Source organism: Rathayibacter sp. AY1E2 (genome assembly GCF_002932325.1).
Lineage (GTDB): Bacteria > Actinomycetota > Actinomycetes > Actinomycetales > Microbacteriaceae > Rathayibacter.
Genome location: NZ_PSVO01000051.1, coordinates 1 through 2264 on the forward strand (window position 1 = coordinate 1; position 2264 = coordinate 2264).

Sequence of the window (2264 nt, forward strand, 5' to 3'; positions counted from 1 at the left end):
GGGCGGGGGCGTTCCGGCGGGGACGGACGGAGCGGGCTCGCACCGCGGAACGCCTCGGACGAGCTCCGCGATCCGCAGCATCCGGTCGGCCGACGTCCGGGCGGACGGGTCGTGTGCTGGGACCCGCGCGGACCTCCGCGGTCGGAGGGACGTCGTGTCCTGTTCGCCTGCCGCCCCTTGCCCGCGCGCCGCTCCGCGCGCACGCTGGACTCATGACCGCCTGGAGCCCTCTCGAGATCGTCGGCGCCGTGGTGATCGCCCTCGCGCTGATCGGGCTCGCCGTCGGGGCCGTGGCGGTCGGAGCGGGCGACGAGATCGCGTTCATCGGCGTGCTGGTCGCCTTCGCGGTCGCGGTCACCGGGCTCGGCCTCCACATCGCCGGCCGCGAGGCGCGGTACCGCCGCGACAACCGGTGACGCCGACGCGCTCCCGCCGCGGCGGCCGCTGATCGGGGGGGCGCCCCCCCCCGCGACGACACTCGGCCGGTCAGTGCCCGAGCTCCACCAGCAGCACGCCGGCGATGATCAGGCCGATCCCGCCGAGCATCGTCCAGGTCAGCGGGTCCTGGAACAGCCAGCGGCCGAGCACTGCCGTCAGCGCGACTCCGACCGCCGCCCAGATCCCGTAGGCCACCCCGATCGGCATGCCCTGCGCGAGCGCCCCGGCCAGCAGCGTGAACGCGACGACGTAGCCGACTCCGACCACGACGTACCAGCGCTTCCGGCCGTCCGTCGCGGGTTTGAGGCTCATCGTCGCGGCGACCTCGGTGAGGATCGCGCCCGAGAGCAGCAGCCAGGCCATCAGTGCGCCGACCGGCGCGCGGCCTGCGCTCGCTGCGAGCCGATCTCGACCATCAGCACGCCCGCGATGATCAGCACCAGCCCGATCGTCATCACGCCCGTCAGCGGCTGCCCGAAGAGCACGGCCGCGAGGACCGCCGTCAGCGCGACTCCGCACGCGCCCCACACGCCGTAGGCGACTCCGATCGGCATGCCGGCCTTGAGCACCCGGCTGAGGAGGACGAACGCCGCCAGGTAGCCCGCCACCACGAGGGCGTACCAGCCCGGCGACTCGATGGCGGCCTGGAGGGCGAGCGACGCCGTCACCTCGGTGAGGATCGCGCCGGTGAGGAGCACCCAGCTCATCGCGTGCCGTCGGATCGGGTCATCCGGCCAGCGTAGGGCGGGCGCGGAGGCGGGGGCCGCGGAACGAGGGCTCAGCGCGCGGGGAGGGGTGGGAACGATCGTTCTCCGGGCAGTGATGCGCTCACCGCGCGAAGTGCTCGCGCACCTCCGCCTGCCAGCGCTCGCGGTCCTCCTCCGTGATGAACGCCGCGTCGAAGGAGTTGAGCGCCAGCTGCTCGAGCTGCGCGTCGTCCATCCCCAGCTCCTCGACCAGGGCGCGGTAGTTCTCATCCACGTAGCCGCCGAAGTAGGGCGGATCGTCGCTCGAGACCGTCACGACGAGTCCCTCGCGGAGCATCGCGGGCAGCGGGTGGTCGCCCATCGTGTCCACGGCTCGCAGGGCCACGTTCGACAGCGGGCACACCGTCACCGGGATGCGGCGCTCGCGGAGCATCGCGACCACCTCCGGGTCCTCCATCGCGCGGATCCCGTGGTCGATCCGCTCGACCTTCAGCAGCTCGACGGTGGCCGCGACCGTCTCCGGCCCGCCCTCCTCGCCGGCGTGCGCGACCAGGCGCAGTCCCTCCACCGCGGCGCGCGCGTAGACGTCGACGAACAGCTCCGGGCCGAAGCCCACCTCGTTCGAGTCGAGCCCGACGCCGATGACGTGCTCGCGCCAGGGGAGGATCGCCGTCAGCATCTCGTCGGCCGCGTCGGCGCCCAGGTCGCGAAGGAAGCACATGATCAGGTCCGTCGAGATCCCGTGGGTCTCCTCGCTCCGGCCGAGCGCACGGGTGATCCCGCTCATCACGGTGTCGAGCGCGACGCCGTTGCCGAGGTGCGTCTGCGGGTCGAAGAAGATCTCGGCGCGGCGGACGTTCGCCTTCTGCGCCCGGTCGAGGTAGCCCGTCGCGAGCTCGAAGAAGTCCCGCTCCGTCTTCAGCACGGTGAGGTTCGAGTAGTGCAGCTCCAGGAACGACGCGAGGTCGGTGAAGGAGTACCGGGCGCGGAGGGCGTCGAGGTCCTCGGTGGGCAGGGCGACTCCGTTGCGGCGCGCCATCTCGACGATGTGCTCGGGCTCGATCGTGCCCTCGAGGTGGATGTGCAGCTCGGCGCTGGGCGGGGCGGGGAAGGCGGGGC

The 2264-nt window shown here is 72.9% G+C and carries 4 protein-coding genes; 1 reads left to right on the top strand and 3 read right to left on the bottom strand.

The window, feature by feature from the left end; all coding sequences use genetic code 11:
* Nucleotides 1–212: 212 nt before the first annotated feature.
* The gene (locus tag C5C49_RS16650; RefSeq protein ID WP_104346621.1) at nt 213–416 is read left to right on the top strand and encodes a hypothetical protein; all 204 of its coding nucleotides are present in this window, start codon (nt 213–215) and stop codon (nt 414–416) included.
* 70 nt (nt 417–486) lie between these two features.
* On the opposite strand, the gene C5C49_RS16655 is transcribed toward C5C49_RS16650, so the two are convergent.
* The 3 genes from C5C49_RS16655 to C5C49_RS16665 all read right to left on the bottom strand — a co-directional run.
* Nucleotides 487–801, bottom strand: a complete 315-nt coding sequence (locus C5C49_RS16655) for a multidrug efflux SMR transporter (protein WP_104224891.1) — start codon at nt 799–801, stop codon at nt 487–489.
* Complete coding sequence (locus tag C5C49_RS16660; RefSeq protein ID WP_104346622.1) at nt 801–1145, bottom strand: multidrug efflux SMR transporter; 345 nt, start codon at nt 1143–1145, stop codon at nt 801–803. Before C5C49_RS16660 ends, C5C49_RS16655 begins: the two co-directional genes overlap by 1 nt.
* A gap of 121 nt (nt 1146–1266) precedes the next feature.
* Nucleotides 1267–2264 (bottom strand): adenosine deaminase (locus C5C49_RS16665; protein ID WP_308471232.1); only part of this gene is annotated, 998 nt, incomplete at its 5' end.